This window comes from Pseudomonas artemisiae, from assembly GCF_057128685.1.
This window is the reverse complement of sequence record NZ_JBSKHS010000003.1, coordinates 140,757-166,214: the sequence shown is the minus strand read 5'-3', so window position 1 is coordinate 166,214 and position 25,458 is coordinate 140,757. Positions and strand designations below refer to the sequence as shown.

Annotated in this window: 27 protein-coding genes; 24 read left to right on the top strand and 3 right to left on the bottom strand. The window is 61.6% G+C overall.

Annotated elements, in window-relative coordinates; translation table 11 throughout:
• Nucleotides 1–172: 172 nt before the first annotated feature.
• The 7 genes from ACWKV4_RS05255 to ACWKV4_RS05225 all read left to right on the top strand — a co-directional run bounded on the left by ACWKV4_RS05255 (nucleotide 173) and on the right by ACWKV4_RS05225 (nucleotide 6,497).
• Nucleotides 173–763, top strand: coding sequence for an amino acid synthesis family protein (locus tag ACWKV4_RS05255; protein WP_483830741.1), 591 nt, complete (start codon nucleotides 173–175; stop codon nucleotides 761–763).
• Nucleotides 763–1,596: an alpha/beta fold hydrolase gene (locus ACWKV4_RS05250; RefSeq protein WP_483830742.1), complete on the top strand. Its 834-nt coding sequence runs from the start codon at nucleotides 763–765 to the stop codon at nucleotides 1,594–1,596. The genes ACWKV4_RS05255 and ACWKV4_RS05250 overlap by 1 nt, the downstream gene beginning before the upstream one ends.
• Nucleotides 1,593–3,074 carry an aldehyde dehydrogenase gene (locus ACWKV4_RS05245; protein WP_483830743.1) on the top strand — a complete coding sequence of 494 codons (1,482 nt, stop codon included), beginning with the start codon at nucleotides 1,593–1,595 and terminating at the stop codon, nucleotides 3,072–3,074. The genes ACWKV4_RS05250 and ACWKV4_RS05245 overlap by 4 nt, the downstream gene beginning before the upstream one ends.
• Nucleotides 3,075–3,087: 13 nt before the next feature.
• Nucleotides 3,088–3,573: a flavin reductase family protein gene (locus ACWKV4_RS05240; RefSeq protein WP_483830744.1), complete on the top strand. Its 486-nt coding sequence runs from the start codon at nucleotides 3,088–3,090 to the stop codon at nucleotides 3,571–3,573.
• 58 nt (nucleotides 3,574–3,631) lie between these two features.
• Nucleotides 3,632–5,083, top strand: coding sequence for an NAD-dependent succinate-semialdehyde dehydrogenase (locus tag ACWKV4_RS05235; RefSeq protein WP_483830745.1), 1,452 nt, complete (start codon nucleotides 3,632–3,634; stop codon nucleotides 5,081–5,083).
• A 96-nt stretch (nucleotides 5,084–5,179) separates the two neighbouring features.
• Nucleotides 5,180–5,932 (top strand): GntR family transcriptional regulator, encoded by a 753-nt coding sequence (locus tag ACWKV4_RS05230; protein ID WP_483830746.1) that lies wholly within the window; start codon nucleotides 5,180–5,182, stop codon nucleotides 5,930–5,932.
• Nucleotide 5,933: 1 nt separating this feature from the next.
• Complete coding sequence (locus ACWKV4_RS05225; protein ID WP_483830747.1) at nucleotides 5,934–6,497, top strand: NUDIX hydrolase; 564 nt, start codon at nucleotides 5,934–5,936, stop codon at nucleotides 6,495–6,497.
• A 111-nt stretch (nucleotides 6,498–6,608) separates the two neighbouring features.
• On the opposite strand, the gene ACWKV4_RS05220 is transcribed toward ACWKV4_RS05225, so the two are convergent.
• A complete protein-coding gene (locus tag ACWKV4_RS05220; RefSeq protein ID WP_483830748.1) occupies nucleotides 6,609–6,896 on the bottom strand; it encodes a DUF1330 domain-containing protein in 288 nt (95 codons plus the stop codon).
• 72 nt (nucleotides 6,897–6,968) lie between these two features.
• On the opposite strand from ACWKV4_RS05220, the gene ribBA reads away from it, so the two are divergent.
• The 5 genes from ribBA to ACWKV4_RS05195 all read left to right on the top strand — a co-directional run bounded on the left by ribBA (nucleotide 6,969) and on the right by ACWKV4_RS05195 (nucleotide 12,155).
• Nucleotides 6,969–8,081: a bifunctional 3,4-dihydroxy-2-butanone-4-phosphate synthase/GTP cyclohydrolase II gene (gene ribBA, locus ACWKV4_RS05215; RefSeq protein ID WP_483830749.1), complete on the top strand. Its 1,113-nt coding sequence runs from the start codon at nucleotides 6,969–6,971 to the stop codon at nucleotides 8,079–8,081.
• Nucleotides 8,082–8,267: 186 nt separating this feature from the next.
• Nucleotides 8,268–9,293 carry an ABC transporter substrate-binding protein gene (locus ACWKV4_RS05210; RefSeq protein ID WP_483830750.1) on the top strand — a complete coding sequence of 342 codons (1,026 nt, stop codon included), beginning with the start codon at nucleotides 8,268–8,270 and terminating at the stop codon, nucleotides 9,291–9,293.
• Nucleotides 9,278–10,198, top strand: coding sequence for an ABC transporter permease (locus ACWKV4_RS05205; protein WP_483830751.1), 921 nt, complete (start codon nucleotides 9,278–9,280; stop codon nucleotides 10,196–10,198). Before ACWKV4_RS05210 ends, ACWKV4_RS05205 begins: the two co-directional genes overlap by 16 nt.
• A 5-nt stretch (nucleotides 10,199–10,203) precedes the next feature.
• On the top strand, nucleotides 10,204–11,025 hold the full coding sequence (locus tag ACWKV4_RS05200) for an ABC transporter permease (RefSeq protein WP_483830752.1): 822 nt from the start codon (nucleotides 10,204–10,206) through the stop codon (nucleotides 11,023–11,025).
• Entirely contained in the window at nucleotides 11,022–12,155 is a 1,134-nt protein-coding gene (locus tag ACWKV4_RS05195) for an ABC transporter ATP-binding protein (RefSeq protein WP_483830753.1), read from the top strand. The genes ACWKV4_RS05200 and ACWKV4_RS05195 overlap by 4 nt, the downstream gene beginning before the upstream one ends.
• A gap of 136 nt (nucleotides 12,156–12,291) precedes the next feature.
• Here ACWKV4_RS05195 and ACWKV4_RS05190 read toward each other — a convergent pair whose 3' ends face one another.
• Entirely contained in the window at nucleotides 12,292–13,701 is a 1,410-nt protein-coding gene (locus tag ACWKV4_RS05190) for a purine-cytosine permease family protein (RefSeq protein WP_483830754.1), read from the bottom strand.
• A 411-nt stretch (nucleotides 13,702–14,112) separates the two neighbouring features.
• Here ACWKV4_RS05190 and ACWKV4_RS05185 point away from each other — a divergent pair, with 411 nt between their 5' ends.
• Nucleotides 14,113–15,150: an LLM class flavin-dependent oxidoreductase gene (locus ACWKV4_RS05185; RefSeq protein WP_483830755.1), complete on the top strand. Its 1,038-nt coding sequence runs from the start codon at nucleotides 14,113–14,115 to the stop codon at nucleotides 15,148–15,150.
• Nucleotides 15,151–15,362: 212 nt separating this feature from the next.
• Here the strand turns inward: ACWKV4_RS05185 and ACWKV4_RS05180 are convergent, their stop codons facing one another.
• Entirely contained in the window at nucleotides 15,363–15,896 is a 534-nt protein-coding gene (locus ACWKV4_RS05180) for an RNA polymerase sigma factor (protein WP_483830756.1), read from the bottom strand.
• Nucleotides 15,897–16,230: 334 nt separating this feature from the next.
• On the opposite strand from ACWKV4_RS05180, the gene ACWKV4_RS05175 reads away from it, so the two are divergent.
• The 11 genes from ACWKV4_RS05175 to sctT are packed head-to-tail and all read left to right on the top strand — an operon-like array spanning nucleotide 16,231 to nucleotide 25,457.
• Nucleotides 16,231–17,292: a hypothetical protein gene (locus ACWKV4_RS05175; RefSeq protein ID WP_483839543.1), complete on the top strand. Its 1,062-nt coding sequence runs from the start codon at nucleotides 16,231–16,233 to the stop codon at nucleotides 17,290–17,292.
• The gene (gene sctV, locus ACWKV4_RS05170; RefSeq protein ID WP_483830758.1) at nucleotides 17,280–19,367 is read left to right on the top strand and encodes a type III secretion system export apparatus subunit SctV; all 2,088 of its coding nucleotides are present in this window, start codon (nucleotides 17,280–17,282) and stop codon (nucleotides 19,365–19,367) included. The genes ACWKV4_RS05175 and sctV overlap by 13 nt, the downstream gene beginning before the upstream one ends.
• A 16-nt stretch (nucleotides 19,368–19,383) precedes the next feature.
• Nucleotides 19,384–20,328 (top strand): FHA domain-containing protein, encoded by a 945-nt coding sequence (locus ACWKV4_RS05165; RefSeq protein WP_483830759.1) that lies wholly within the window; start codon nucleotides 19,384–19,386, stop codon nucleotides 20,326–20,328.
• Nucleotides 20,325–21,671, top strand: coding sequence for a FliI/YscN family ATPase (locus tag ACWKV4_RS05160; protein WP_483830760.1), 1,347 nt, complete (start codon nucleotides 20,325–20,327; stop codon nucleotides 21,669–21,671). Before ACWKV4_RS05165 ends, ACWKV4_RS05160 begins: the two co-directional genes overlap by 4 nt.
• 2 nt (nucleotides 21,672–21,673) lie before the next feature.
• The gene (locus ACWKV4_RS05155) at nucleotides 21,674–22,120 is read left to right on the top strand and encodes a type III secretion protein (protein ID WP_483830761.1); all 447 of its coding nucleotides are present in this window, start codon (nucleotides 21,674–21,676) and stop codon (nucleotides 22,118–22,120) included.
• Nucleotides 22,110–22,649 carry a type III secretion system HrpP C-terminal domain-containing protein gene (locus ACWKV4_RS05150; RefSeq protein WP_483830762.1) on the top strand — a complete coding sequence of 180 codons (540 nt, stop codon included), beginning with the start codon at nucleotides 22,110–22,112 and terminating at the stop codon, nucleotides 22,647–22,649. The genes ACWKV4_RS05155 and ACWKV4_RS05150 overlap by 11 nt, the downstream gene beginning before the upstream one ends.
• Nucleotides 22,640–23,350: a type III secretion system protein gene (locus tag ACWKV4_RS05145; RefSeq protein WP_483830763.1), complete on the top strand. Its 711-nt coding sequence runs from the start codon at nucleotides 22,640–22,642 to the stop codon at nucleotides 23,348–23,350. Before ACWKV4_RS05150 ends, ACWKV4_RS05145 begins: the two co-directional genes overlap by 10 nt.
• A complete protein-coding gene (locus ACWKV4_RS05140) occupies nucleotides 23,343–23,735 on the top strand; it encodes a FliM/FliN family flagellar motor switch protein (protein WP_483830764.1) in 393 nt (130 codons plus the stop codon). Before ACWKV4_RS05145 ends, ACWKV4_RS05140 begins: the two co-directional genes overlap by 8 nt.
• Nucleotides 23,732–24,385: a type III secretion system export apparatus subunit SctR gene (gene sctR, locus ACWKV4_RS05135; protein WP_483830765.1), complete on the top strand. Its 654-nt coding sequence runs from the start codon at nucleotides 23,732–23,734 to the stop codon at nucleotides 24,383–24,385. Before ACWKV4_RS05140 ends, sctR begins: the two co-directional genes overlap by 4 nt.
• A 7-nt stretch (nucleotides 24,386–24,392) precedes the next feature.
• A complete protein-coding gene (sctS, locus tag ACWKV4_RS05130) occupies nucleotides 24,393–24,659 on the top strand; it encodes a type III secretion system export apparatus subunit SctS (RefSeq protein WP_483830766.1) in 267 nt (88 codons plus the stop codon).
• 6 nt (nucleotides 24,660–24,665) lie between these two features.
• The gene (gene sctT / locus ACWKV4_RS05125) at nucleotides 24,666–25,457 is read left to right on the top strand and encodes a type III secretion system export apparatus subunit SctT (RefSeq protein ID WP_483830915.1); all 792 of its coding nucleotides are present in this window, start codon (nucleotides 24,666–24,668) and stop codon (nucleotides 25,455–25,457) included.
• Nucleotide 25,458: the final 1 nt, after the last annotated feature.

Below are 25,458 nucleotides of genomic sequence, written 5' to 3'. Positions count from 1 at the left end.
ATCAATAAGCCGCAGCTTAGTGCAACCGAGCGTACAAGGCCATGGTTGGAGGCCTTAAGGCGCGGCAGGGCACAAACTGCTTGCACAACCGTCGCTTTCGGATAGTATCTGGTATACCGTAATACGAAGAACCATTTGAACCGTTGAGTTCGTTAGCACAAGGGGAATCACTGTGGGCTTTGAAATCCGCAAGATCGTCACGTACACCGAGCAAACCTTTATCGAAGGCGGCAAAGCTGCAGACAAGCCGGTGACCATGGTCGGGCTGGCCGTGGTGATCAAAAACCCTTGGGTGGGGGCCTTCGTGGAAGACCTCAAGCCGCAGATCAAAGCCAATTGCTCTGAGTTGGGCGCCTTGATGGTCGAGCAGCTCACGGCAGCCATTGGCGGTGCCGGGCGCATCGAGGCTTACGGCAAAGCGGCGGTGGTAGGTGCTGACGGCGAGATCGAGCATGCCTCGGCGGTGATCCACACCCTGCGCTTTGGCAATCACTACCGCGAGGCGGTACAAGCCAAGAGCTACCTAAGCTTCACCAACAAGCGCGGCGCCCCTGGCACGTCGATTCAGGTCCCTATGATGCACAAGGATGACGAAGGCTTGCGCTCGCACTACATCACCCTGGAAATGAAAATCGAAGACGCACCCCGCGCCGACGAGATCGTAGTGGTGCTGGGCGCGGCCGATGGCGGTCGGCTGCACCCCAGGATCGGCAATCGTTACATGGACCACGAAGAGCTGGCCGCGGAAAAGGCGCAGCAGTGATGAACGCCCAGGCCACTGAGTGGACAGCCGCGGGCACCGCGTTCCAGGTGACCGGGGAGGGCGAGCCCGTGGTGCTGATTCACGGGGTAGGCCTGACCAAGGACATGTGGGCCGGCCAGGTGGTCGGCCTGGCCGGTAGCTACCAAGTGATCACGTACGACATGCTGGGCCATGGCGAAAGCGCCATGCCCCACGCCGATACTGGCCTGGAAGGCTATGCCGACCAGTTGGCGGAGTTGCTGGCTCATCTGGAGGTTGACCGGGCCCACGTGGTGGGGTTTTCCATGGGTGGGCTGGTGGCGCGCGCCTTCGCCTTGCATTACCCCGCCCGGCTGGTGTCGCTGGTGGTGCTCAACAGCGTATTTGCCCGCACCCCCGAACAGCGCGCAGGCGTGGTGGAGCGTACCCGCCAGGCGGCGCGGTTCGGCCCCAACGCCAACGCCGAAGCGGCCCTCGCCCGGTGGTTCAGCCAGGAATACCTGGCCGCCAGCCATGCACAGGTGGACACCCTCCGCCGGACCTTGGCCAGCAACGACCCCCAGGGTTACCTCACCACCTATAGCCTGTTCGCCACCCAGGATATGTATCGCGCCGATGACCTGCCCTCCCTCACCGTGCCCACCCTGGTGGCTACCGGCGAGCTGGACGCGGGGTCCACGCCGGAGATGGCTCGCCAACTGGCGGCGCGGATCCCCGGGGCACAGGTGGCGGTACTGCCGGAACAACGCCATATGATGCCGGTGGAGGCGCCACGGCTGGTCAACCAGCTGTTGACGCGCTTCCTGGCCAACGTCAATTGCCTGCGCACGCAGGCCGAGGGGAATGTCGCATGACCCTGGTTCGATTTCAGATGTGCATCGCCGGCCAGTGGGAGGATGCCAGCTCTGGGCGTACCTTCCAGAGCCTGGACCCTTCCACCGGCCAGGCCTGGGCAGAGTTGCCCGACGCCGACGAAGCCGATGTGGACCGCGCCGTACAAGCCGCGCAGCAGGCCTTCGAAGGCAGCGCCTGGCGCGGGCTGACAGCCACCGCCCGAGGCAAGCTGCTGCGCCGCCTGGGGGATTTGATCGCCGACCATAAAGAGGCGCTGGCCCAGCTGGAAAGCCGCGATAACGGCAAGCTTATCCGCGAAACCCGTGGCCAGGTGGGTTACCTGCCTGAGTTCTTCCACTACACCGCAGGCCTTGCCGATAAGCTCGAAGGTGGCACCCTGCCCCTGGACAAGCCTGACCTGTTTGCCTATACCGTGCACGAACCGCTGGGCGTGGTAGCCGGGATCATCCCCTGGAATAGCCCGCTGTACCTGACCGCCATCAAGCTGGCGCCGGCCCTGGCGGCGGGCAACACCGTGGTGCTCAAGCCCTCCGAGCACGCCTCGGCCACCCTGCTGGAACTGGCCCGGCTGGCCCTTGAAGCAGGTATTCCACCGGGCGTGGTGAATGTGGTCACCGGTTACGGCCCGTCCACCGGCGCGGCGCTGGTACGCCACCCACTGGTGCGCAAAGTCGCCTTCACCGGTGGCGCCGCCACAGCCCGGCATGTAGTGCGCGGCACGGCGGAAAACTTCGCCAAGCTGTCCCTGGAGCTCGGCGGCAAGTCGCCGAATATCATCTTTGCCGATGCCGACCTGGACAGCGCCATCAACGGCGTGATCGCCGGCATCTATGCCGCCTCCGGCCAGAGCTGCGTCGCAGGCTCGCGCCTGCTGGTGCAAGATGAGATCTACGACACCTTCGTCGAGCGGCTAGTCGAGCGCGCCCAACGCATCGCCATCGGCGCGCCACGGGAAGACGCCACGGAAATGGGCCCCATGGCCACCGAGCAGCAATTGGCGGTGGTGGAAGGCCTGGTGGCCGACGCCGTAGCCGAGGGCGCCACGTTGCGCATGGGGGGCAAACGTCCGGCAATCGACAGCCAGGGCTGGTACTACGAGCCCACGCTGTTCGAATGCGACCGCCACTCGATGAAAATCATGCAGGAAGAAGTGTTTGGCCCCGTGGCATCGGTGATTCGCTTTTCCACCGAGGCCGAGGCCTTGGAACTGGCCAACGATTCCCAATATGGCTTGGCCGCGGGCATCTGGACCCGCGACCTTGGCCGTGCCCACCGCCTGGCCAGGGACATACGCTCAGGGATCATCTGGGTCAATACCTACCGCGCGGTCAGCGCCATGGCGCCGATCGGCGGGTTCAAGAACAGCGGCTATGGCCGGGAAAGCGGCATCGATTCGGTGCTGGCCTATACCGAGCTGAAAACCGTATGGATCAACCTGTCTCAGGCACCGATGCCAGACCCCTTTGTAATGCGTTAAGAGAACCCCGACCATGATCGAAGCCCAAGTGTACAAAGAGGTAATGGCGTCGTTTCCCTCCGGCGTGACCGTGGTCACGACCCTAGACAGCGAAGGCGCCCTGGTAGGCCTGACTGCCAGTGCATTCAGCGCGTTGTCGCTCGACCCTGCCCTGGTATTGTTCTGCCCCAATTACGCCTCCGATACCTACCCCGTGCTGCGTGAGAGCAAGCGCTTTGCCATTCATTTGCTCTCTGGCGAGCAGCAAGCCGAGGCTTATGCCTTCGCGGGCAAAGGCAAGGATAAAGCCCAGCACCTGCAGTGGACCTTGAGCGCGCTGGGCAACCCCCTGCTCGACGGCGCCACGGCCATCATCGAGTGCGAGCTGTGGCGTGAATACGATGGCGGTGACCACGCAATCATCGTAGGCGCCGTGCAGAACCTGATGCTGCCCAGCGAGCCGGTTACGCCGATGATCTATCACCGCGGCAAGCTGGGCGCCCTGCCCGCCTTCTGTTAACCCACAGTTGGCCATCGAGCAGGCAGCGGTGGCCGTTTTTCTGACCTCAGGTGGCCTTATGACCAGCCTTTTTCGTGAACAGGCGTTTATCGCCGGAGCGTGGCGAAGCGCGCACAGCGAGCAGCAGCGCCAGGCCGTTTACAACCCAGCCACCGGGGCATTGCTGGGCCATGTGCCCGAGTTTGGCGGCGCCGAGGCCCGTGAGGCCATCAGCGCGGCCGAAGCGGCCTTACCGGCTTGGCGGGGGCGCACCGCTGCAGAACGTGCCATGGTGCTCAAACGTTGGCATGGGCTGCTGCTGGAACACTGCGATGCGTTGGCCGCGCTGCTAGTGGCCGAACAAGGCAAACCCCTGACCGAGGCACGGGGGGAAATTCTTTATGCCGCAAGCTTTGTGGAGTGGTTCGCCGAGGAAGCGCGCAGGGTGTACGGGGACATCATCCCTAGCCATAAGCCAGGGGCGCGCATCTTGGTAACCAAGGCACCGGTGGGGGTGGTGGCGGCCATCACACCGTGGAACTTCCCTGCGGCCATGGTCACCCGCAAGGTCGCCCCTGCCTTGGCCGCAGGCTGCACCTGCATCCTCAAACCCGCGCCGGACACGCCCTTCACGGCCCTGGCATTGGCGGCGCTGGCCGAGCAGGCTGGGGTACCGGCGGGCGTGCTCAATGTGATCACCGGCGACGCGGTGGCCATCGGTGCCGAGCTTACGGGCAGCGCTGTGGTGCGCAAGTTGTCCTTCACCGGCTCCACGGCGGTGGGCAAGCACTTGATGGCCCTGTGTGCGCCCACCCTTAAAAAGCTATCACTGGAGCTGGGCGGCAATGCGCCTTTTATCGTGTTCGACGACGCCGACCTGGAAGCGGCCGTAGAAGGCGCGCTGCACGCCAAGTTTCGTAATGCCGGGCAAACCTGCGTGTGTGTGAACCGCTTTTTGATACAAAGCGGTATTCACGACCGCTTCGTGGCGCGGCTGGCCGAGCGGATGGGGGAATTGGTGGTGGGTGAAGGTACCCAACCTGGGGTGACCCAGGGGCCCTTGATCAACCAGGGCGCCCTGAGCAAGGTCGAGCAACACATTGCTGATGCCCTGGAACACGGCGCGACCCTGGTACGTGGCGGCGAGCGTCATCCGTTAGGCCAGGGGTTCTTCCAGCCTACCTTGATCACCGGGGTTACCCGCGCCATGCGGGTGGCGGGCGAAGAAACCTTCGGCCCTCTGGCGGCGGTCTTTACCTTCAGCGATGAAGCCCAGGCCCTGGCCATGGCCAACGACACCGATTCAGGCCTTGCCGCCTACTGCTATACCCGCGACCTGGGGCGGGCGTTTCGCCTGAGCGAGGGGCTGGAGTACGCCATGGTGGGCATCAATGAAGGGCTGATTTCAACGGAGGTGGCGCCTTTTGGCGGCATCAAAAGCTCTGGGCTGGGCCGCGAAGGTTCGCGCTATGGCATCGAAGATTATCTGGACGTGCGATATACGCTCATGGGTGGCCTTGGCAACGGCTAGGCTATGAACAGCCGCCAGCGCGAGAACAGTTGAGCTTACGGCCTGCCAATGAAAAGATACGCACCTTCGCTTTAGCTTTGCTGACAAGAGCCTTTCATGAAACGCACGCCACTCGACGACAGCTTCAAGGTCAACCGTAATCCCGTGACACTGCGCGAGATCGTGCTCGATAAACTGCGCAGCGCCATCATGAACTTCCAACTGCTGCCCGGTGATCGCCTGGTGGAGCGAGACCTGTGCGACCGCCTGGGCGTAAGCCGCACCTCGGTGCGCGAAGCGCTGCGCCACCTGGAATCCGAAGGCCTGGTGGAATTCGCCGACGCCAAGGGCCCAAGGGTTGCGATCATTACCCTGGAGGACGCCTGCAATATCTACGAGCTGCGCGCGGCCCTCGAAGGGCTGATCGTGCAACTGTTCACCCTGCGCGCCAAGCCCAAGCATATCCGCGCCTTGGAAAAAGCCTTGGAAGTGAACCGTCAGGCATTGGAAGAAGCCGAGCTGCCCCAGGTGCTGGACTCGGTGCAGGGCTTCTATGACGTGCTGCTGGAGGGCTCGGGCAACCATGTAGCCGCCACTCAGCTGCGCCAGTTGCAGGCCCGCATCAGCTACCTGCGCGCCACCTCCGTGTCCCAGAAAAACCGCCGCGGGGCCAGCAATCAGGAAATGCAGCGCATGGTCGAGGCGATCAAAAGTGGGGACCCGCAGGCGGCCTTCCAAGCCTCGGTGGATCATGTTCATGCCGCTGCCCGAGTGGCGCTGGACTACCTGCGGCAGAAGCAGGAAGGCGCACCCAAGCCGCGCGACATGATCGAGCCGTTCGCCGTGCCTCAACCGGCCGTGGCCAACTGATATGGCCCTGCCCCGCTTCTGCCCACAGTGCGGCGGGGCCGGCCTCAGCCACCGCTGCCCACCGGGCGATACTCACCCGCGGTTGATGTGCCAAGGTTGCGGTTACATTCATTACGTAAACCCTAAGGTGATTGCCGGCTGCATCGTTGAACACGACGGCCGCTACCTGCTATGCCAGCGCGCCATCGCCCCGCGCCCCGGCAGTTGGACGCTACCGGCAGGTTTTATGGAAGCCGGTGAAACCACCGAGCAGGCGGCGTTGCGCGAGCTGTGGGAAGAGAGCGGCGTAACGGCGCGGATCATCGCCCCTTACTCGATCTTCAGCGTGCCGCGCATCAGCGAGGTGTACATCCTGTTTCGCGCCGAGCTGTTGAGCATGAGCCACAGCTATGGCGAAGAATCCCTGGACCGACGCTTGTTCCTGCCCGAGGACATTCCTTGGGAAAACATTTCCTACCCCGCCATCCGGCAGATTCTGGAGCGCTATATCCAGGAGCGCAGCGCTGGGGTCTATGGGCTGTATATGGGCAACGACGAAGACGGCCAGGTGCATTTCGTGCGTTAGTACAAAGCATCTGCAGCACCCCCGTAGCAGCCTGGCTTGCCAGCGGCTCCATCCAACACCGTGGTGCGGCCTGGCCCGAGCAAGCTCGGTTGCTACGAAGGTTATGGGCCCTTACACCCCCTCCACGATCACGATTTTCGCCACGCTCGCCCCTTCTCGATGCCCCGCGGCTGCCTGGTACTCCGGCGAGCGATAGCAAGCCAGCGCCTGCTCGTAGGTATCGAACTCGATCACCACGGTGCGCTGGGCGGCCGGGCCGTTTTCCACCGCTTCGCAGCGGCCCCCCCTGGCCAGAAACCGCCCGCCATAGCGGGTGAAAGCCTCAGGGGCACGGCGGGTGTACTGCGTGTACTGCTCCGGGTCGGTAATGTCTACCTGAGCGATCCAATAGCCTTTCATAGCTGCTCCTGTGCGGTGATTTTAGTAATATGGTATACCACGATACAGACCCATAAGCATAAGGGAACGCCCATGGCTTTCGACAGCATTGAATCCATTCTCGACGACTATCGCCAAGGCAAAATGGTGCTGATGGTCGATGATGAAGACCGCGAAAACGAAGGCGACCTGCTGCTGGCGGCAGACTGCTGCAACGCTGCGGCGATCAATTTCATGGCCAGGGAAGCACGCGGGTTGATCTGCCTGACCTTGACCGAGGAGCATTGCCAGCGCCTGGGGCTAGAGCAAATGGTCCCGATTAACGGCAGCGGCTTCAGCACGGCCTTTACCGTCTCCATCGAAGCCGCGACTGGCGTGTCCACGGGTATCTCCGCCGCTGACCGCGCGCGCACCGTGGCCGCGGCGGTGGCCCCGGATGCCACGGCCGAAGACATCGTTCAGCCAGGGCATATTTTCCCGGTTCGGGCCCGTGATGGCGGCGTACTCACCCGTGCCGGCCATACCGAAGCCGGGTGCGACCTGGCGCGCCTGGCTGGGTTTAGCCCCTCGTCGGTGATCGTGGAAGTGATGAACGACGACGGTAGCATGGCCCGCCGCCCAGACCTAGAAACCTTCGCCCGCAAACATGGCATCCGCATGGGCACCATCGCTGACCTGATCCACCATCGGCTGAGCACCGAGCATACGGTACGGCGCATTGGCGAACGGGAACTGCCCACCGTGCATGGCACTTTCCGCCTGCTCAGCTATGAAGACCGCATCACCGGTGGCGTGCACATGGCCATGGTGATGGGCCAGCCCCTGCGCGGCCAACCGACGTTGGTGCGCGTTCATGCCATTGACCCCTTGCGCGATCTGGTGGGGGCTCAATACACCGGCCCGGCCAATTGGACCCTCTGGGCCGCGCTACAGAAAGTCGCCGAAGCCGGTCACGGTGTCGTGGTCATCCTGGCTCACCATGAGTCGTCCCAGGCACTCCTTGAACGGGTACCGCACCTGACCCAGGCACCCAAGCGTTTTACCCCAGGCGCTACCCGCACCTATTCAGAAACCGGCACTGGCGCGCAAATCCTGCAAGACCTGGGCGTCGGCAAAATTCGCCACCTTGGCCCCCCTATCAAATACAACGGCCTGGCCGGTTACGACCTTGAAGTGGTGGAAAACCTGCCGTTCGCAGATGCATAGCAAGAAGCCCTTGTGCAAAGTTTGGAATACCATAATATGATATTCCATCAGACCAGAAGATCAGGCAGCCGCCTTCGATCCCTGGCCTGATGCCGATCCAGTCCTGCTCAGGCTCGCTGGACCACTGCTCCCGAAAGACGCGGGTGCAACAGCCCGCATAAACACAATAAAAGCGAGGGCGTACACATGGTGTTCAAAAAACAGGCTATTGCGGCGTGCGTCGCCGGTTTGCTGGCCCTGGGCAGCGCGGCCTGCAGCGCGGACGACACCTTAAGCTTCGTAAGCTGGGGTGGCTCGACCCAAGACGCCCAGCGCGATGCCTGGGCAGGCCCATTCAGCAAAGCCAGTGGCGTGAACGTGGTGATGGATGGTCCTACCGACTACGGCAAGCTTAAAGCCATGGTCGAGAGCGGGAACGTGCAGTGGGACGTGGTAGACGTAGAGGCCGACTTTGCGCTGCGCGCGGCTGCCGAAGGCTTGCTCGAGCCGCTGGACTTCTCAGTGATCAAGCGCGATACCCTGGACCCTCGCTTCGTGTCCGAAAGCGGCGTGGGCTCGTTCTACTTCTCCTTCGTGCTCGGCTACAACCAAGGCAAGCTGGGCAACAACGCTCCGCAAGACTGGACAGCGTTGTTCGACACCGCCAAATACCCCGGCAAGCGCGCGTTATACAAGTGGCCCAGCCCTGGCGTGCTTGAGCTGGCACTGCTGGCCGATGGCGTAGCGGCAGACAAACTCTACCCCCTGGACCTGGACCGCGCCTTCAAGAAGCTCGATACCATCAAGCCTAATATCGTGTGGTGGGGCGGCGGCGCCCAGTCTCAGCAACTGCTCGCTTCCGGCGAGGCAGCCCTGGGGCAGTTCTGGAATGGCCGCGTGCACGCCCTGCAACAGGACGGCGCGCCAGTGGGCGTGAGCTGGAAGCAGAACCTGGTGATGGCGGACTTTCTAGTGATCCCTAAGGGCGCCAAGCACAAAACCGCCGCCATGCAGTTCCTGGCCACCGCCAGTAGCGCCAAGGGTCAGGCAGACTTCTCGAACCTCACCGCCTACGCCCCGGTGAACACCGACAGCATCGCTCAGCTCGACTCCACTCTGGCGCCTAACCTGCCTACGGCCTATGTGAAGGATCAGATCACCCTCGACTACGCCTACTGGGCCAAGAACGGCCCGGCTATCGCGACACGGTGGAACGAATGGCTAGTCAAGTGAACCGCCCAACCCCGGCGCCCTCGCCGGTAGCGCAGGGCACAGCGCCTGATCGCTCAGGCGCCGCCCAAGGGGAGCGGCGCTGGCGAGGCAGCGGTAACCTGCTGCCGGCCCTGGCCTTCCTGGGGCTGTTTTTCTTCGCGCCGCTCATTGGCCTGTTGCTGCGTGGGGTGCTTGAGCCTACCCCTGGCCTGGCGAACTATGAGCAACTGTTCGCCAACTCAGCCTACGCCCGGGTACTGCTCAATACCTTCTCGGTGGCAGGCCTGGTCACGCTGTTCAGTGTGCTATTGGGCTTTCCCCTGGCCTGGATGATTACGCTGGTTCCCAAAGGGTGGGGCCGTTGGCTGCTCAACATTGTGCTGCTGTCGATGTGGACCAGCCTGCTGGCACGCACCTACGCCTGGCTGGTGCTATTGCAGGCTTCGGGGGTGATCAACAAGGCGCTGATGGCCCTAGGGGTGATCGACCAGCCGCTGGAGATGGTGCACAACCTGACCGGCGTGGTGATCGGCATGACCTACATCATGATCCCCTTCATCGTGCTGCCCCTACAGGCCACCATGCAAGCCATCGATCCCATGGTGATTCAAGCCGGTGCCATTTGCGGCGCCACCCCTTGTACCGCGTTCATTCGGGTGTTCTTGCCACTGTGCCGGCCGGGGTTGTTCTCTGGCGCGCTGATGGTGTTCGTAATGTCCCTGGGGTACTACGTGACCCCCGCCCTGTTGGGCGGTGCCCAGAACATGATGCTGCCGGAGTTCATCGTGCAGCAGGTGCAGTCCTTCCTCAACTGGGGCTTGGCCAGCGCGGCAGCCGCCCTGCTGGTACTGATCACCCTAGTGCTGTTCTACGTCTACCTGAAACTGCAACCGGAGTCCCCGGTCGGTTCGGCCAATGGGAGGTAATGCACATGCTGCTGACCGCTAATGCCATGGGCCCGCGCCTGCGCTGGGGCCTGTACCTGTCTACCGGGGTCATCGCGCTGCTGTTATTGCTGCCGGTGGTGTTTATTGTGTTGCTCTCGTTCGGCTCGTCACAGTGGCTGGTGTTCCCGCCGCCGGGCTGGACACTTAAATGGTATGGGCAGTTTTTCGCCAACGCCGAATGGATGGCCGCTGCCTGGTCGAGCCTGAAGGTGGCGCTGCTGACCACGGTGTTCGCCGTAGCCTTGGGCGTACCTACCGCCTTTGCCTTGGTACGCGGGCGGTTCATGGGCCGGGAGCTGCTGTACGCGCTGTTCACGCTGCCGATGATCGTGCCCCTGGTGATCATCGCGGTGGCGGTCTATGCGCTGTTTCTCAAGCTGGGGCTGACCGGCACGCTGTTTTCCTTCGTGGTCAGCCATGTGATCGTGGCGTTGCCTTTTACCATCATCTCGATCATCAACTCGCTGAAACTGTTCGACCGCTCTATCGAGGACGCCGCGGTGATTTGCGGGGCCTCGCGGTTGCAGGCGATCGTACGGGTGACCTTCCCCGGCATTCGCCCAGGCTTGGTGGCCGGTGCCTTGTTTGCCTTTTTGGTGTCCTGGGATGAAGTGGTGCTTAGCGTGATGATGGCAAGCCCTACCCTGCAAACCTTGCCGGTAAAGATGTGGACCACCCTGCGCCAGGACCTGACCCCTGTGATCGCCGTGGCCTCGACGCTGCTGATCGCCCTGTCGGTACTGGTAATGCTAATCGCCACTGGCCTACGCCGGCGTAATGACGCCCGTGCCCTGGAGCTGCAATGAACGCCATTCTCAAGCCCAACGCCCCCAGCACCCTGGTCAGCCTGCGCCAGTTGAACAAGCATTACGGCAACTTTACGGCCGTGGCCAACCTTTCGTTAGCGATCGAAGACGGTGAGTTTCTAACGTTCCTGGGCTCCAGTGGGTCGGGTAAAAGTACAACGCTGTCGATGCTGGCCGGTTTCGAAACGCCCAGCTCGGGGGAAATCGAAGTCGCGGGCCGCTCGCTGGTGAACGTGCCGCCGCACAAGCGCGATATCGGCATGGTATTCCAGCGTTATTCGCTATTCCCGCATATGTCAGTACGCGACAACATCGCCTTCCCCTTGACCATTCGCAAATTACCCATGGCCGAGCGTGACAAGCGTGTCGATGCCATGCTCAAGCTGGTACAGCTGGAAGCCTTTGCCCATCGACGCCCAGGGCAGCTATCAGGCGGCCAACAGCAACGGGTGGCCATCGCCCGCGCCCTGGTGTACGAGCCGCGCATTCTACTGATGGACGAGCCTTTGGGTGCCTTGGACAAAAAACTGCGCGAAGACTTGCAAGACGAACTGCGCCACCTGCACCGGCGCCTGGGCATCACCATTGTGTACGTGACCCACGACCAGGAGGAAGCCATGCGCCTGTCCCAGCGCATCGCGATCTTCAGCCATGGCAAGGTGGTCGGCCTGGGCAGCGGTATGGAGCTGTACCAAAACCCGCCCAATGCCTTCGTGGCGTCGTTCCTAGGGAGTTCCAACTTTCTTAAGGTCAGCGCCATGGGCAATGCCAGCGCGGTATTCGAAGGCCAGCCATTGAGCCTACGCCCCGCGACCCAAGGCCAGCCCGGGCAGCCATTGTTGCTGATGGTACGGCCGGAAAAAGCCTTGGCCTTAAGCTTGGCCGCCGCCCAGGCCACGCCCTTGCCCGCAGGCTGGAACGAGGTGCCGGCCACGGTCAGCGAAGTGTTGTTCCTGGGGGAAAGCCAAACCTGCGCGGCCGTCACGCCCGGCGGTACCGCCATGACCGTCAAGGCGTTGTCCGCCAGCGGCATGGCCCTCACCCCTGGCGAGACGATCCGTGTGCGCTGGGCCGCCAGCGATGCGTGCGTGTACAGCGAGTGGGCCGAGGCGGATTTGAAGAAAGGGTAAGCCTGGTAGCAGAACCCGTAGCCGGCCTTGGCCGGCCAGGCTGCTACGGTATGGCCTGTATGTCCCGTAGCAGCCGAGCTTGCTCGCGACCAGATTCAACACGGTGTTGAGGCGGTCGCGGCAGCACGCCTACGCGTTAGCCCGCCACCGCCAACGCCCGCGCCTGGCGCCGGGCTTTTACCGCTGCCTGGTCATAGGCCAGCCAGAAATACAGCGGGGCGGTAACCACTACGCCCACTACCCAGGACAGGTCCGCGCCGGGCACCAGGTTGGCGTAAGGCCCTACGAAGAGCGCGGTGTTGGCGAACGGTAATTGGGCGACGATGCCCACGGCGTAGGCGGCAATCGCGTAGCCGTCGAAGCGGCCATAGAGCCCGCCGTCCGCGCGAAACAGTGAAGGCACGTCATAAAAGCCGTACTTGATCAGGTAGAAGTCGATCAGGTTAATGCAGGCCCAAGGCACCAGAATCAACAACAGCGCCAGAATCAGCCCAATGAACTGGCTGATAAAGTCTGCCGAGGCCCCCAGCGCGGTAAAGCAGCAGGCCGCCAATACCACCGTGGACAGCAGCACCTTTACCTTGACGCTTGGCGTCCAGCCAGCGGCGAAGGTCTGGATGGAGGTGATGATCGACAGCACCGCCCCATAGAGGTTGAGCGCGTTGTGGCTAATGATGTTGAGCAGGAACAACACCATCAATACCGGCCCCAGGGCGCCAGTGGCCTGCTCCACCGCTTGCATGGCTTCGGTTCCTGGCGCGCTGGCCAGCACCACCACCGCGCCGAAGGAGAACGACAGAATCGTGCCCAGGGTTGCGCCCAGGTAAGTCGCGATAAAGGGCTTCCACACGCCCACTGACGGCGGCAGGTAGCGGGAGTAGTCACTGGTGTAAGGCGAGAAGCTGATCTGCCAGATCACCCCCAGCGACAAGGTGGCGATAAACCCGCTGAGGTTGAAAGCCCCTCGGCTGAGAAAGTCCGCTGGCAGGGGCTGGCTGAGCACCATGGCAAAGCCAGCTAACAACGCCAGGCCCATTACCCAGGTACCCAGGCGGTTGAGCGCATGGATAAACCGATAGCCCACCACGCCAATGGCCGTGGCCGCCAGGGCGCCTGCGACGATACCCCAGTGCAGCGGCACCGCGGGGGCCAGGCTATGAATGGATTTACCCGCCAGCACGATGTTGGAAATGAAGAAGCCCACGTAGATCAGCGCCGTGAAGAACACGATCAGCAGCGCGCCGTAGCGGCCGAATTGCCCGCGGCTTTGCACCATTTGTGGAATACCCAGCCGTGGCCCCTGGGCCGATGCCAAAGCGATGACTACGCCACCGAGCAGGTTGCCCAGCACGATCGCCAGCAGGCCCCAAGCCAGGTTCAGATGGAACACTTGAATCACCATGGCCCCGGTGACGATGGGCAAAGGCGCGATATTGGTGCTGAACCACAGGGTAAAAAGGTCGCGAACGCTGCCGTGGCGGGCGCTGAGCGGTACCTGATCCACCGTATGGTTTTCGATCAGGGTGGAGGGGGTCTGTTCAGACATGGGTGATCTCGCGTTTGTCTGGTTGTTGTAATTGTATGAAGCCAAACCTGGAGGCCTTCGAGACTGCCTCCAATGAAATACACCGTATTATGGTATTCCAAGAATCTCAAGCGTGTTTTGAATGAACGGGCCGGTCGAATGCCTTTATAGGCGCCTCTGCGAGTCGATCGAACCCCCAGAACCGCTGGCAAGGCGCACTACTAGAGGAAAAGGCCAACAGCAGGTTTTGTTTATTTCCATAGTGCGCCAACCTCCCGGCACAAGGCATAAACACCTTGCGATAAACCATATTATGGTATACCAATGTATCGGCAGGTAGCGTCACACACCGCAGACCCGAATTCGGATGTCCTCACAGTGCCGCCTGATAACGCCACTGGCGGCATGAACAAAAAGCATAGGTAGCCCGAGATGAAATTTTCGCTTTTCGTACACATGGAGCGCTGGGACGAACAGGTCAGCCATCGGCAACTGTTCGAAGACCTGACTGAACTGACCCTTATGGCCGAGGCCGGAGGTTTTAGTACCGTGTGGATCGGCGAGCACCACGCCATGGAATACACCATCTCGCCCAGCCCCATGCCGCTGTTGGCCTACCTGGCCGCCCGCACCACCACCATTCGCCTGGGCGCTGGTACCATCATCGCGCCTTTCTGGCACCCCTTGCGCGTAGCGGGTGAATGCGCCTTGCTGGATGTGATCAGCAACGGCCGCATGGAAGTAGGCCTGGCGCGGGGGGCTTATCAAGTAGAGTTCGATCGCATGGCCGGTGGGCTAGCCGCCACCAGCGGTGGCAACCATTTGCGCGAGATGGTCCCGGTAGTGCGCAAGCTATGGGAAGGCGACTACGCGCACGACGGGGACCTCTGGAAATTCCCCACCTCCACCAGCGTGCCTAAACCTATCAACACGCCGCCTATCTGGATCGCAGCCCGTGACCCGGACTCCCATAACTTCGCGGTCAAACATGGCTGCAACGTAATGGTCACGCCGCTGATGAAAGGCGATGAAGAAGTGGTAGATTTGAAAAACAAATTCGACGCCGCCTTGGCCAATAACCCCGAGGTACCGCGCCCACAATTAATGGTGCTGCGTCACACTCACGTGCACAGCGAAAGCGAGCCTGAAGGCTGGAAGGTCGGTGCAACCGCAATCTCCCGCTTTTACCGGACCTTCGATGCCTGGTTCGGTAACAAGCAAACACCTGTCAATGGCTTCCTGGCGCCAAGCCCGGAAGAGAAGTTTGCCGAGCGGCCCGAATTCCAGTTGGACAACATTCGCAAGAACACCATGATCGGCACCCCCAAAGAGGTGATCGCACGCATCCGCCACTACCAGGAATTGGGTGTGGACGAGTTCAGCTTCTGGTGCGACAACAGTTTGCCCCACACCGAGAAGAAAAAATCCCTGGCGTTGTTTATCGAACAGGTAGTGCCGGCGTTTAAATGAGCTTGCCCTGCCCCTGGAACGGGGCAGCCACGGCCTGATGGCCTTATCGGCTCGGGAAGGGTTGAAGCCTTGGGTACACCGAGGTGACAACGGGCCAGATGCCCCTACCTGCGGTAATACCTTGCCCGCTATTCGAACGTTCGAACGCGGCGGTCGAGCGTGTTGCTAAATCAATGGGGGGCGGCCGGCCCTCCTACCTCCAGAAGCGATGCTCACGCTGAAGCGTCCATGTGGCGCTTGAGCTGTTCCCGGGCTCTGGACAAGCGCGAGCGCACGGTACCAATGGGCACACCCAGCATCGAGGCGGTGTCTTGGTAGTTTCCGTCCATCTCCAGGCTCACTTCCAGCACCCGCTGCATATTGATCGGCAGTCGGCCTATGGCCTTCACCGCGCGGTCCAGTTGGCGCGAGCCATCGACCTGATGGCCAATGTCACCGCTGTGTGTCACGTCAGCATGCAACTGATCTTCCCAACTTTCTTGATAGGGCTGGTTGTACAAGCGACGGAAGTGATTGCGTACCAGGTTCAGCGCGATGCCACACAACCAGGTTTGCGGTTTGCTCGTTCCTTGGAACTTATGCTCGTTGCGGATCGCCTCAAGGAATGTGCATTGCAGGATGTCGTCGACGTCATCAGGGTTCATGACACGCTTTTGAATGAACGCCCGTAACATTTGAACCTGGTCGCTAGTGAGCTGACCGATGCCGACTGAAACCTGTGGGGTGAACGCGATGTTGGCTTGCATGGGGCTGACCTTCCATTGGGATTGGCAGTTTTCTATAGCGACAGCCGTGCCAACTTCATCATGGCGCTCAACCCATTGTTTTAAATAAGAAAAGTATCTTTACACGGTCATAGGCCGTGCAAGTTCTTGCGCAGGTGCCTCCACTGGCCTACAGGTTTTGGCACAACTGACGTTTTTACCTGCGTTCAGTGACTTAGGATGGAACCGGCACCTATCGTGCGCCACTCAGGGGGGGTCAGGACTCACCCAGACGTGCGCCATGAGAATCCCATCCGCTCCCCTAACACCGCTGCATCTGCCGCCGGCTGCCCCTCAGGCCAAGCCCAGCAGGGTTGTGCCTTTGCGCCCAGGGATGGTGAATGAGGACAACACGGCCAAGGGCATTGCAGATGCCGATCGCGAGGTAGCTGAGCAGGGTAATGCCTTAATACGGCAAGACAGTGCTGTTTCCCTCAATGCCTTCCATTCTCAGAATGCCCAGGCGGAAAAATTCAAGGAGAAGCTCAACGGGGAGCTTGCCGCCAGCCAACACTCGCGTAATGGCCAACTGCGTAATCGCTTTCAGAACCGGCAAGGTTTTTCAGCCAAGCAGATGCTTGAGCAAATAATGAAAGACTGCAGGGGCAACCCTTATATAGCAGTAGATGCCCTTAAGCGGGCCGCTGAGGAAGCCTACGGGGAAAACCCGAACGACAACTCCGAGCACGAGTTTTTCCACGAGCAGATTGCGTTGGTGGTAAAGGAATACGGTTACCCCCCTAAGCGCACTAGCGTCCTGGGGAAAATCCCTAACCCGCCACGCACGCAGGCCTCTGCCAAAAAAAATGGCACGCGGGCCATTTACTCCGCTGTGATCGGCAGCCCGCTCAGTGTTGTCGCGCTGGTGGACGCCCTGATCAACGAAGCTCGGGAATATGGCAACTTCGAACACTCGCTGAGCGAAATACGTAGTGAGCTGGCAGCCGACCTGGCCAGCGCGGCGGTCTCCAACGTGGTGAGTAAAGCGCGGCCGCAAATGAAAGGCATGGCCACCGCAAAGGATGTGGCCACGTTGCTGCGCGAATGCGAGCACTTGCTCGGGCGCATGCGTACCAAAAACCCTGGCATGCGTATCGAGGCCCTGGCCTTGCTCAAGCACATGCTCACGCTAATGGCCAAGACCATGGAACCTGATCAAACCCGCACCCTGGTTGAGCTGCTCGGCGGCAAAGGGCTGCGCAACCAAATGGCCTGCCTTAATGAAATCAGGCGAATTTTGCAGTACGCCCTACCCGTGCGGTTATGGCCTAACAGAGACCACCTGCAACAGGTACGGGACAACTTAAGCCTGCTCAGCACCAAGATGACGAGTGAGGAACAACAACTCGCCAAGGAGAACCTTGTATGGAGCGTGTGATCAATGTTCTAAACGGTATCGCCCTGGCCGCGATGCGCCGCTCGGAAATCGTCGGTGCGTTCGTGGTCATTGCCATCGTGTTCATGATGATCACCCCTATGCCCACCATGCTGGTGGACGTGCTGATCGCCATCAACATTTGCATTTCCTGCCTGCTGATCATGCTGGCCATGCACCTGCCCCGGCCACTGGCGTTCTCGACCTTCCCGGCGGTACTGCTGCTGACCACCATGTTCCGTCTGGCACTGTCGATTTCCACGACCCGCTTGATCTTGCTCAATCAGGATGCCGGGCATATCGTCGAGGCTTTTGGCCAGTTCGTGGTAGGCGGTAACCTGGCCGTAGGCATGGTGATCTTCCTGATCCTCACGGTGGTGAACTTCCTGGTGATCACCAAGGGTTCGGAGCGGGTAGCCGAAGTGGGCGCGCGCTTTACCCTCGATGCCATGCCTGGCAAGCAGATGTCCATCGACAGTGACCTGCGGGCCAACCTGATCACCGTACAAGAAGCCCGTACCCGGCGCTCCGAACTGGGCAAGGAAAGCCAGTTGTTCGGCGCCATGGATGGGGCCATGAAGTTCGTCAACGGCGATGCCATCGCCAGTTTGATTATCGTAGCCATCAACATGATCGGCGGGATCACCATCGGTGTGATGCAGCACAATATGGCCGCGGGCGATGCCCTTCAGTTGTATACCGTACTGACCATCGGTGACGGCCTGATCGCGCAGATTCCGGCACTGCTGATCTCGGTTACCTGCGGTATCGTCATCACCCGCGTCCCTAACGGTGACACCTCCGCCCCAAGTAATATCGGCCGCGAGATCGCCGAGCAGATCACCAGTCAACCCAAGGCCTGGATCATCGCCTCGGTAGCCATGCTGGGCTTTGCCGCGCTGCCTGGCATGCCCACCACGGTGTTTATCGTAATCGCCATCATTTGCGGTGTAGGCGGCGCCTTGCAGTTGCATCGCGCCCGGCCTGAGGTAGAAAGCCGCAGCGACGCCGTCGACCCCGACAAAAATACGACCGAAGACTTGCGCGTGTTCTCCCCCAGCCGGCAGTTCATGTTGCAGTTTCACCCCAGCCAGGACCAAGCCCTGGTGGACGCGCTGGTCAGTGAAATCCGCCAACGGCGTAACAGCCTAGTGGTCCACTACGGGTTGACCCTGCCCTCGTTCATCATCGAATACTCCAACCTGTTGGCCCCGGACGAATTCAGGTTCTCGGTCTATGAAGTGCCCATGCTGCGGGCCACCTTCACCCCAGAACAGGTAGCGTTGGAAATGCGTACGCTGGAGCAAGAGGTCCCAGAGACGGCACTGGTGGGGGCCGCCGAGCGCGCAGAGGCGGACTTCTATTGGGTGCCGGCCAGTGAAGGCCCAGCGTTCAACGATTCTGTAACGGCGCATGCGTTGATTCTTGAGCGCATGGAACGCGCACTGCACGCCTGCGGGCCTAAGTTCATTGGCCTGCAAGAAGCCCGGGCGATCATCAGCTGGCTGGAAACCGAACAGCCTGAGGTCGCCCAGGAGATGCAACGGGCCATCCCGCTGGCGCGCTTCGCTGCCGTGCTGCAACGCTTGGCCGCTGAATGTGTGCCACTGCGCGCTGTGCGGCTGATCGCCGAGACCCTGATCGAGCATGGCCAGTACGAGCGAGAAATCACCGCATTGGCCGACTATGTGCGGATCGCCCTGAAATCCCAGCTGTACCATCAATACGCAGGCCCGGAAGGCTTGCTGGTGTGGCTGCTAACCCCGGAGAGCGAAAGCGTGCTGCGCGATGGCCTTCGCCAAACCCAGACCGAAACCTTCTTTGCCCTGAACAACGAAACCAGCCAATTGCTGGTGCAGCAGTTGCACATGGCCTTCCCGGTGCGGGCACTGGATAAAGCCGTGCTGCTGGTAGCGCAAGACCTTCGCGCTCCGCTGCGTACCTTGCTCCAAGAAGAATTTCACCATGTACCGGTCATGTCGTTCGCCGAGATTGGCGCCACCTCACAGGTAAAAGTGATGGGCCGGTTCGAACTTGAAGATGAAACCGCCGCTTTGGACAACCCTTATGCAGCCTGACGGGAGCGCACGCGACATGTTCGAGTTACGGGTGTTGAGCGGGCTGCATCAAGGGGCCGCGCTGCCCTTGGTGGGTGAGCAGTGGACGATCGGGGCCGATGACGAATTGGACCTGGCGCTGCACGACCCAGGCGTTGCCAGGCAACATTGCCGGCTACAGCGCGAAGGCGAGCAGTGGTCACTCAATGCCGAAGAAGGTACCGTGGTCGATGGCGAAGGCCATGCCCACCCGGCCACGGCCTTGCAACCCAATACCCCCTTTGCCCTGGGGCCGGTCTGGCTGGCTTTGTGCGCCGCGGACCAGGCCTGGCCAGCGGTACCGGCGCCGCCAGCCAAAGGCCCCATTGAGCAGCCAGCGGAGCCTGGCGCAGACGCCACTGAACGCCCCGCGGCAAGCCCTCGCCCGTCGATCTTCAGCCGCCTTAGCCTAATAGTAGTGGGCGCATTGATTGGGGTTGTAGGCAGTGCCTGGAGCCTGTCCTACAGTGTGTCCTCCACCGATTCGGCCAAAGGCGCACTAGCCGTTCAGGAAAAAGCCATGCCGGCCCCGGCACGCCCGGATGACCATCGCACCCTGCTCAGCGCCGATCAGGCCGCGGCCAAACTGCGCACCTTGCTCAGCGAGCGGCTGCTCAACGAAGTGACCGTGGAGCAAACCCCGCAAGGCATAGTGCTGCACGGTACCCTTCAGGATGAAGCACGCCTGGTCTACAACCGGATGATGCAGCGCTTTGGCGACCTCTATAAAACCCCCATCGCGGTGGTTGACGAGGTCTCCAAAGGTACCTCTGCCCTGCCCTTCGTGATCGTGCAGATCCTCTCTGGCCCCCATGCGCATTTGGTCACCGCCGAAGGCAAACGCTTGTACATCGGTGACGAACTGGACGGCTTACGCCTGACCCGGATTGACGACGGCCGGGTGGAGTTCGAAGGCGACCGCCACTATGAGGTGAACTGGTGAATGCCGAGCTGCAAGCCTGGACGCGCGCCCAGGCTACGCGCCTGGCCAACTTCACGGCCGTTCGGGTCAGTGGGCGAGTCAGCGCGGTCAGCGGCATCCTGCTTGAGTGCCAGGTACCGGCAGCCAAGGTGGGCGAGCTGTGCGAGGTGACCAAATCCGACGGCAGCCTGCTGCTGGCCGAAGTCGTAGGTTTTACCCGGGATTGCACCCTGCTCAGTGCGTTGGGCACACCTGAAGGCATCCAAGTCAATGCCACCATTCGCCCATTGGGCATGGCCCACCGCATTGGCGTGGACGAGCGGCTGCTGGGCAGCGTACTCGATGGCTTCGGTCGGCCCTTGGTCGGTACCGAAGGCGCGTTCGCCGGCCCCAATGACACGCGTGAAACCGTTCCAGTGATCGCCGATGCCATTCCACCCACCCAACGGCCACGTATCACTACCGCACTGCCCACCGGCATCCGCGCCATCGACAGTGCCATCCTGCTCGGGGAAGGCCAGCGTGTGGGCCTGTTCGCCGGCGCCGGCTGCGGTAAAACCACGCTGATGGCTGAACTGGCCCGCAACATGGGGTGCGATGTCATCGTATTTGGGCTCATTGGTGAACGTGGCAGGGAACTGCGCGAGTTTCTCGACCACGAATTGGACGATACCCTGCGGCGGCGCTCGGTACTGGTCTGCGCTACCTCGGACCGCTCCAGCATGGAACGCGCCCGTGCCGCCTTTACCGCCACGGCCATTGCCGAGGCTTACCGGGCCAAAGGCCTGAAGGTGCTGCTGTTGATCGACTCGCTCACCCGCTTCGCCCGTGCCCAACGTGAGATCGGTATCGCCGCTGGCGAGCCGTTGGGCCGTGGCGGGTTGCCGCCTTCGGTGTACACCCTGCTGCCCAGGCTGGTGGAGCGCGCGGGCATGAGCGAGGCAGGCTCTATTACCGCGTTGTACACCGTGCTGATCGAGCAAGACTCCATGAACGACCCGGTGGCCGATGAAGTGCGTTCGCTACTCGACGGCCACATTGTGCTGTCGCGCAAGCTGGCTGAGCGCGGGCACTACCCGGCCATCGACGTACAAGCCAGCATCAGCCGTATCCTGAGCAACGTGACCGGCCGCGAGCATCAGCAGGCCAACAACCGCCTGCGCCGGCTGATGGCCGCCTACCGCCAGGTTGAAATGCTGCTACGCCTGGGTGAATACCAACCTGGCGGTGACCCGGTCACCGACTGCGCGGTGAACCTCAACGGGCCAATCAATGCCTTTCTTCAGCAAGACCTGCGTGAACCGGTACCCCTGGAAGACACCCTTGACGCCCTGATGCGCCTGACCTCACAGCTACCGGAGTAAGCATGGAAGAGCCCCTGGAAGTCGACCCGCAACAAGCGGCCCTGGAAGAGGTAATCCGCATCCTCACGCCCTTGCGGCAACATCGCCAGGCCAGCGCCGAGCGCCAGCAGCGCCAGGCCGAGCGCGAGCTGGTTCTGGAGCGTGAACGCCTGGTCCAGTCACGCATCGACGTTACTGAAGAAAGCGCCCGCCAGGTGGAACAGCGCCAGGCGCTCAAAGACGAGCACTTGAACCAGGCGACGACCCTTACGTCGATTGACCGTTGGCATGACCGGGAGCGCAGCATGCTTGACCAGCTGTCGCGGTTGCGCCAGGGCGTCGTGCTGCAAGACCAGGCGGTACACACCCAACAGCAAGTGGTGCTCGACGCTCAACGCGATGCCAAGGCCGCCCAACGTGCCGTGGAAAAGCTCGCTTGCCTGGCCGAGGCTATAAACGATGAAAGCTGAACACCGCCCCCCGGCTCCACCACGGCAAGTACCCGTGCCGGCCCCTGCTTCACCCGCTCCCGCTGACCAAGACCGTGCAGCCGCCGCGGTGCCGCGGCGCGATACCGAGCGCCCCCGTGGCCCCTCCATGCGGTTGGAGCCTGAACCTATCGTTAACGCCGACGGGCAGTTTTTCGCTCAGTTGATCTTCCCCGTAGGCGAAGGCCCTGATCAACACGGTTTTGGTGGCGGGGCGATTGCCTTGCCATTGCAAAGCGAGGCTGTGCCTGCCGAGCTGGTGGACGAACTCGCGCAATGCCTGGCCAAAGCGCCGCAGGTTCCCTTCAACGTTACGCTATTGATGCCCAACCTTGGCCGTGTGGAGGTATCCGCCACCCCTCAGGATGGCCATTGGGGCGTAGAGCTGGCCTTTGCTCGCCGTGAAGTGTTGCGCCGGCTGCGGCCCAAGGCGCGGGAATGTGAGTCTGCCCTGGCGTCGGCCTTGGGGCAGCCTGTGGCGCTTACACTGCTCGATGAGGTGTGTGCTTGAACCTGCGCAAGGTCAATGCAGAACTGGCCCAGGCTTCGCGCGCATTGGGCGCAGGCCTGTACTTGCCCTATGCCGAGGCAGGCGTGAGTGGCAGCTTGACGCTTCGCCCGGCCTTGACCGACGTACCTACCGCTGACGGAACGTGGTTCGATAGCGCGGTGGGGCCGTTCTGGCTCAGCGATGCCGCTGGGCTGCTCGGCCTGCTTAGCGCAAGCCCGGTGGTGGTCGCGGGCCAGGCCGAGCCTTGGTATTGGCAGTTCATCAGCCAGCAGTTGAACCCGGTCGTAGGCCAAGCCTTGGCACCGTTGGCGCCGCTACAAGGCCAAGCGCCTGGTGGCCCGCTTGTTCAGTGCCGCGTGGAGGTAAGCCGGGGCAACGAGGTGGTGCATGGGTTTTTGCACGCGTGCCCCGGTACCCTATTGGCGTGGTTGCACGCCGCAGGGTGGCAGCCACTGTACGAAACACTGGCCGAAAGCTTTACCCTGCCCACCCCACTGGTGCTGGGGCTGGCCAGCCTGACCTTGGAGCAATTGACTTCTCTACGCCCGGGCGACGTACTATTGCCGCAACAGGGGCTGTTCGACCCCCAAGGCCACGGGCTGCTCGCCTTGGGAGGCCGTTACTGGGCCGCTTATACCACTAGCCACGACAGCCGGCTTTCGCTGACGTTGAGTCATGAGGAACACCCCACGCATGAATAACCACGACGACACCCAGGTCGATGAGCCTGAGGATGAAATGGACTACAGCGCCGAGGAAACGACGCAGCAGTACGCCAATGAGCACAGCGAGCACTATGAAGGCTATGACGAACAGGCTGAGCACCCAGGCCTGCATGCCCAGGCCGCGCCAGCGCTTGACAGCCTGGCGCAACTGCCGCTGGAGCTCACCCTGCGCTGCGGCCAGATCCACCTGACCCTGGGTGAGCTGCGCCGGTTGGGCAGCGGCACTGTGCTGGACGTCGCCGGTGTCACGCCAGGCTTTGCCACCCTGTGTCACGGTGAGCGCGTGGTGGCCGAAGGCGAATTGGTGGACGTGGACGGTCGGCTGGGCCTGCAAATTACCCGGATGGCGTTGCCTTCATGATCATGGATGGGGTAAACCCCGTTCTCCTGGCGCTGTTTCTCGGTGGCCTGTCGCTGATCCCCTTCCTGCTGATCGTGTGCACGGCCTTTCTCAAGATTGCCATGACCTTGCTCATCACCCGCAACGCCATTGGCGTGCAGCAAGTACCGCCGAACATGGCGGTGTACGGCATTGCCCTGGCGGCAACGCTGTTCGTGATGGCGCCGGTTGCCCATGAGATCGGGCAACGGGTCAAGGCGCATCCCCTTGACATGTCCTCTACCGAGAAGCTGCAAGCCAGCGCCGGTGGTGTAATCGGCCCCATGCAGGCCTTTATGACCCGTAACACCGACCCTGAAATCTCCGCCCACCTGCTGGAAAATACCCAGCGCATGTGGCCCAAGGAGCTGGCCGACCAAGCCACTCGCAACGATCTGCTGTTGGCCATCCCGGCCTTTGTACTGTCTGAATTGCAAGCAGGGTTTCAGATCGGCTTTCTGATTTATATCCCGTTCATCGTGATCGACCTGATCATTTCCAACCTGTTGCTTGCACTGGGGATGCAGATGGTTTCCCCCATGACGATCTCGCTGCCGCTCAAGCTGTTGCTCTTCGTACTGGTCAACGGCTGGACGCGGTTACTCGACAGCCTGTTCTATTCGTATATGTGAGGCGGTCATGGAAGCGTTGGCGCTGTTCAAGCAAGGCATGATCCTGGTGGTAATCCTCACCGCGCCGCCGCTGGCGGTAGCCGTACTGGTGGGCGTGGCCACCTCGCTGCTGCAAGCGCTCATGCAGATTCAGGATCAAACCCTGCCATTTGGCATCAAGCTGGCGGCGGTAGGCCTGACCCTGGCGATGACCGGGCGCTGGATCGGCGTTGAGCTGATCCAGTTCATCAATATGGCCTTCGACCTGATCGCCCGCTCCGGCGGGGCCCATTAGATGCCGTTGCCCTTTGACGCGCAGCATTTGCTCCAACTGATGGCGGGCGTGGCACTGGCCATGGCGCGGTTGCTGCCGTGCATGATGTTGGTGCCCGCCTTTTGCTTCAAACACCTCAAAGGCCCCCTGCGTTACGCCGTGGTGATCGCGGTGGCATTGATCCCCGCGCCAGCGATCAGTGAAGTGTTCAAAGGCCAGGACGACATAATTGCCATTATCGGGCTGCTGCTCAAAGAGGGTGTGCTGGGCATCTTGCTGGGTATGCTGCTCTACGCGCCCTTCTGGATGTTCGCCTCGGTCGGGGCCCTGCTCGACAGCCAGCGTGGTGCCTTGAGCGGCGGCCAGTTGAACCCCGCATTGGGCCCGGACGCCACGCCCTTGGGGGAGCTGTTTCAAGAAACCCTGATCATGCTGGTGATCCTCTCCGGTGGGCTGACGCTGATCCTCCAGGTGATCTGGGACAGTTACCTGATCTGGCCGCCCAATGCCTGGCTGCCGGTGATGACCATCGAAGGCATGGACGTATTTCTGGAGCAGATCAATCAAACCCTGCAGCACATGATGCTCTATGCCGCGCCCTTTATTGGCTTGCTGTTGCTGATTGAGGCAGCGCTGGCCATCATCGGCCTGTATGCCCAGCAACTGAACGTATCGATCCTGTCGATGCCCGCCAAAAGCATGGCGGGCTTGGCCTTCCTGCTGATTTACCTGCCCACCCTGCTAGAGTTGGGCAACGGGCAAATCCAGAAACTGGCGGACCTTAAAGCCCTGCTTGGCGTAATGGTACAGGTGCCTTAGC

What these genes read in the sequence shown, in the direction of transcription:
- ACWKV4_RS05250 (WP_483830742.1), top strand. Translation starts at nt 763, where the DNA reads ATGAACGCCCAGGCCACTGAGTGGACAGCCGCGGGCACCGCGTTCCAG.
- ACWKV4_RS05245 (WP_483830743.1), top strand. Translation starts at nt 1,593, where the DNA reads ATGACCCTGGTTCGATTTCAGATGTGCATCGCCGGCCAGTGGGAGGAT.
- ACWKV4_RS05240 (WP_483830744.1), top strand. Translation starts at nt 3,088, where the DNA reads ATGATCGAAGCCCAAGTGTACAAAGAGGTAATGGCGTCGTTTCCCTCC.
- ACWKV4_RS05235 (WP_483830745.1), top strand. Translation starts at nt 3,632, where the DNA reads ATGACCAGCCTTTTTCGTGAACAGGCGTTTATCGCCGGAGCGTGGCGA.
- ACWKV4_RS05230 (WP_483830746.1), top strand. Translation starts at nt 5,180, where the DNA reads ATGAAACGCACGCCACTCGACGACAGCTTCAAGGTCAACCGTAATCCC.
- ACWKV4_RS05225 (WP_483830747.1), top strand. Translation starts at nt 5,934, where the DNA reads ATGGCCCTGCCCCGCTTCTGCCCACAGTGCGGCGGGGCCGGCCTCAGC.
- ACWKV4_RS05220 (WP_483830748.1), bottom strand. Translation starts at nt 6,896, where the DNA reads ATGAAAGGCTATTGGATCGCTCAGGTAGACATTACCGACCCGGAGCAG.
- ribBA (WP_483830749.1), top strand. Translation starts at nt 6,969, where the DNA reads ATGGCTTTCGACAGCATTGAATCCATTCTCGACGACTATCGCCAAGGC.
- ACWKV4_RS05210 (WP_483830750.1), top strand. Translation starts at nt 8,268, where the DNA reads ATGGTGTTCAAAAAACAGGCTATTGCGGCGTGCGTCGCCGGTTTGCTG.
- ACWKV4_RS05205 (WP_483830751.1), top strand. Translation starts at nt 9,278, where the DNA reads ATGGCTAGTCAAGTGAACCGCCCAACCCCGGCGCCCTCGCCGGTAGCG.
- ACWKV4_RS05200 (WP_483830752.1), top strand. Translation starts at nt 10,204, where the DNA reads ATGCTGCTGACCGCTAATGCCATGGGCCCGCGCCTGCGCTGGGGCCTG.
- ACWKV4_RS05195 (WP_483830753.1), top strand. Translation starts at nt 11,022, where the DNA reads ATGAACGCCATTCTCAAGCCCAACGCCCCCAGCACCCTGGTCAGCCTG.
- ACWKV4_RS05190 (WP_483830754.1), bottom strand. Translation starts at nt 13,701, where the DNA reads ATGTCTGAACAGACCCCCTCCACCCTGATCGAAAACCATACGGTGGAT.
- ACWKV4_RS05185 (WP_483830755.1), top strand. Translation starts at nt 14,113, where the DNA reads ATGAAATTTTCGCTTTTCGTACACATGGAGCGCTGGGACGAACAGGTC.
- ACWKV4_RS05180 (WP_483830756.1), bottom strand. Translation starts at nt 15,896, where the DNA reads ATGCAAGCCAACATCGCGTTCACCCCACAGGTTTCAGTCGGCATCGGT.
- sctV (WP_483830758.1), top strand. Translation starts at nt 17,280, where the DNA reads ATGGAGCGTGTGATCAATGTTCTAAACGGTATCGCCCTGGCCGCGATG.
- ACWKV4_RS05165 (WP_483830759.1), top strand. Translation starts at nt 19,384, where the DNA reads ATGTTCGAGTTACGGGTGTTGAGCGGGCTGCATCAAGGGGCCGCGCTG.
- ACWKV4_RS05155 (WP_483830761.1), top strand. Translation starts at nt 21,674, where the DNA reads ATGGAAGAGCCCCTGGAAGTCGACCCGCAACAAGCGGCCCTGGAAGAG.
- ACWKV4_RS05150 (WP_483830762.1), top strand. Translation starts at nt 22,110, where the DNA reads ATGAAAGCTGAACACCGCCCCCCGGCTCCACCACGGCAAGTACCCGTG.
- ACWKV4_RS05140 (WP_483830764.1), top strand. Translation starts at nt 23,343, where the DNA reads ATGAATAACCACGACGACACCCAGGTCGATGAGCCTGAGGATGAAATG.
- sctR (WP_483830765.1), top strand. Translation starts at nt 23,732, where the DNA reads ATGATCATGGATGGGGTAAACCCCGTTCTCCTGGCGCTGTTTCTCGGT.
- sctS (WP_483830766.1), top strand. Translation starts at nt 24,393, where the DNA reads ATGGAAGCGTTGGCGCTGTTCAAGCAAGGCATGATCCTGGTGGTAATC.